Origin of the sequence: Streptomyces laculatispora (assembly GCF_017353455.1) — a bacterium.
GTDB lineage: Bacteria > Actinomycetota > Actinomycetes > Streptomycetales > Streptomycetaceae > Streptomyces > Streptomyces laculatispora.
The window spans coordinates 1-3,162 of sequence record NZ_JAFMPZ010000023.1 but is presented as its reverse complement, the minus strand read 5'-3'; the positions used below and the strand labels follow the sequence as shown (position 1 = coordinate 3,162).

Below are 3,162 nucleotides of genomic sequence, written 5' to 3'. Positions count from 1 at the left end.
CGGAGGCGGACGTGCGGGCCCTCCAGCCAGTAGTTGATGAAGAAGTGGCCCGCGAGCAGCCCCTCGGCGGTCAGTTCGTCCACGAGCGGGCGGACGCAGTTGACCAGCATCGGCTGGGGGCTGGCGGCGTAGAAGACGTGCAGCGCGATCCACTCCCCCGGCGGCGTGGGCGCCGGGCCGGTGGCGGCGGTGCTGAGGGAGGTCAGTTCCGGCATGTGGGGCCGTCCTCGGTGCGGGAGGGGCGGGAGGTGAAGGTCTCTACGGCCAGTTCGGCCACGTGGCGGCCCTGCGGGGAGGTCAGGTGCAGTCCATCCTCGTCGGGGAGCATCTCGCGCAGGATCACCGAGGCGCCCGGCGCCCGGTCCACCAGCGCGTCGAACGCGGTCAGGGACAGCGGGCTGTCGAAGTCCACGTACAGGGGCTTGGCGCCGGGGGCGCGGCGACCGGCCGCGAGGACCGTGGCGAAGACCTGGTCGGGCAGCCCGTGCCGGCGACGCCAGCGCTGCCAGTCCAGGTACCACCGCGCCTCGTCCGTCCCGGGGCGGCGGACCGGGAGGGCGGCGGCGTCCGCCGTCCAGCTGCGGCGGCTGATCACGACGCCGCCGTGGGCCACGCGCGGCCTGCGGGTGACGCCGTCCACGGCGGGGCTCTCCGGGACGCCGCCCCAGACCTCGGTCGGCGTCATGCTGCTGGGCGACAGGAGCAGCAGGGTGCGGGGGATCTCCGGCAGGGCGACCGGGACGAGGTAGCCGAGATAGACGGGGATGACCTCCCGGTCCAGCCGCCGTGAGCGCAGGATCAGGCGGTCGGCCTCCTCGTCGTGGATGAGGCAGAGGTCGTCCAGGTGGAGCCGGTCGGCCTCGGGGACGGTGGAGGTCTCGCCGGGGCAGATGATCTGATAGTCCGTCATGCGGCCGTGCAGATTCAGGTTGCTCGATATCTGACCACCAGTCAACTCTGCGAACACCGCGCCGTGTGGCTGTCGTTCGCGCATCTCGTCCCGCAGCCGGGCGGAGAGGCCGGGCTCCGCGGGGTCACCGGTGCCGTCGTAGACGTGGGTGAAGCGGCTGAAGGGGAAGGCGAGTCCGCCGTACGAGCGGTTGAGGACCACCAGCGGACCGTCCTGCTGTCCGGGAGTGGGCCGGGACACCTGGAGGTGATGGCTCTGCGGGGTGAAGTCAGCGGACAGCGAGCCGATTCGGTGCGCGACCGAGGCGAGGAAGCCGTCCGGCAGCCGGATCTCGTCCTCCGCGCCCTCCTTCTCCCACAGCTCCCGCATCCCTGCCACGAAGCTCCGGCGGGCCTCGTCCAGAGTCCGCAGCGCGCTCTGGCCGAGCCAGTTCTCCTCCGGGACGTAGGTGCCGTCCTGGTCGAAGGCGGTGCGCTTGGAGGTGAAGGAGATGTACTGGTCGAAGAAGTCCTCGTGGAAGTCGTGCACCAGGCCCAGCAGGTCGTCGCAGCGCCCCCCGCGCCCGTATCGGGCCGTGAAGAAGCCGCGCAGGGTGATGCGCTGCGGCAGGGTGATGTCGAACAGGGGCAGGACGCCCTCGACCGCCCGCAGGGCCCGCCCGGTCGCCCCCGACAGCAGTGCCGGCGGGCAGACCAGGTCGTCGCCCGCACTGACGTCCTCGTACAACAGGGTCTGCGGCAGGGCGGGTTCGGCGGCGCCCAGCTCCTTCTGGACGTCCAGGAGTCCCGCGCGCAGGGTGCGCAGCAGCACCCGTCGGGCGGGGACGTCGGCGGCCGGGTACGCCGCGAGGCAGGCGGCCGGGCCGTCCAGGCCGTCGGCGACGGTGTCGGCCCACGCGGCCCCGAGGGCGCGCAGGGCGTCCTGGAAGGAGTGGAGCGGGTCGGGGCTGTGCACATCGGTGCGCAGCCCCGGCACCCGGACCATGCCGAGCTGGAGCAGGGCGGTGGCGTAACGCTCGCACTCGGCGCGGTCGGCGCCGTGCTCTGTCCGGAGCCAGTCGACCAGGTCGCGGTGGCGCAGCCCGTCGCGCCTGCCGAAGAGGGCCAGCAGGCGTTCCAGGGTGCCGCTGGTGCGCAGGTAGAACAGCCGGTCGCGTACGGCGTCGAAGGTCACCGCGGCACTGTCGTCCCCGGCGGTCACCCACTGCCGCACGTAACGGACACGGTCCGCGTCGCGGCCCCAGCCCGGGGAGAGGACGACGGGCAGGTCCTGGCGGCGCACCGGGTCGGCCAGGATCAGGTCGGCGATCCGGCCGAGGGCGACGACGTTGAGCCGGACGTGGCTGGTCCACTGCTCGCCGACGTGCAGAGCCGCTGTGGTGTCGGCCGGGTCGCCGTCGAAGGTGCCGGCCGCGACGGCGGTGAGCGTGGAGAACGGGCTGGTCTTGCACGCGGTGCGGTAGAGGTAGGTGAGCGCTGACCGCTCGATCTTCCGCATCCGGCCGCCGGGTTCGGCGCTCGCGTCGTCCAGATAGCCGTCGATCCGGCCGTCGAGGGCGGGCGAGGCCAGCAACAGCCCCTTGCGTAGCCGGTCGTGGGACAGCGCGCTACGCAACCCACAGCGCGCGGACCGCAGTTCCTCGGCCAGCACGACGGCACCCTCGTCCAGGAGTCCACCGTAGCTGGCCCGGTCGTCGAGCCAGGCCGATGTGCTCCCGCCCGCGGCCTCGTCCAGGCCCGCGACCAGGAGCACGGCGGCCGAAGGGTCCGCGGGCAGACGGTTGTTGAACACCTGGCGGCGCAGCGCGAGCAAGGCGCGGCGGGCGGTGCCGCCCATCGCGTCGGCGGCCGGGACCAGCCCGTGGAGCAGGTCGCTGAGCGCGGCACCGTCCCGGGCGAGGCGGTTCTCCTGGGCCAGGATCGCGTCGGCCCAGCGCCGGGTGCCGGGGCAGCGCAGTCCGTGGACCGTTTCCAGGGGGAGCCCGGCGGCGCGGAGCACGAAACGGCGGCCGGGCTCCCATCGGGTGGTGTCGCGGGGGGCGATGTCGGAGGTCATGAGAGTCATCAGGTCTTCCCGTCAGGCGATCTCGTGGCGGAAGTCGGCGGGCCGGGGTCGTTCGTTGCCGAGCGGCATGATCAGCAGGGGTGCCTCGTCGCGGAGGCCGAGCTTCTCGATGAAGGAGATGTTGTCGAAGCCCAGGGCCACGCCGGCGCCGATCCCGAGGGCCGCGGCGGCGTGGCCCTGGGCTTCGA

General features: G+C 73.1%; 2 protein-coding genes. Both read right to left on the bottom strand.

The window, feature by feature from the left end; all coding sequences use genetic code 11:
* Positions 1–215 (bottom strand): lantibiotic dehydratase C-terminal domain-containing protein (locus J1C73_RS00885; RefSeq protein ID WP_278186491.1); only part of this gene is annotated, 215 nt, incomplete at its 3' end.
* The gene (locus tag J1C73_RS00880) at positions 203–2,974 is read right to left on the bottom strand and encodes a lantibiotic dehydratase (protein ID WP_207314611.1); all 2,772 of its coding nucleotides are present in this window, start codon (positions 2,972–2,974) and stop codon (positions 203–205) included. The genes J1C73_RS00880 and J1C73_RS00885, both read right to left, overlap by 13 nt.
* Positions 2,975–3,162 lie beyond the last annotated feature (188 nt).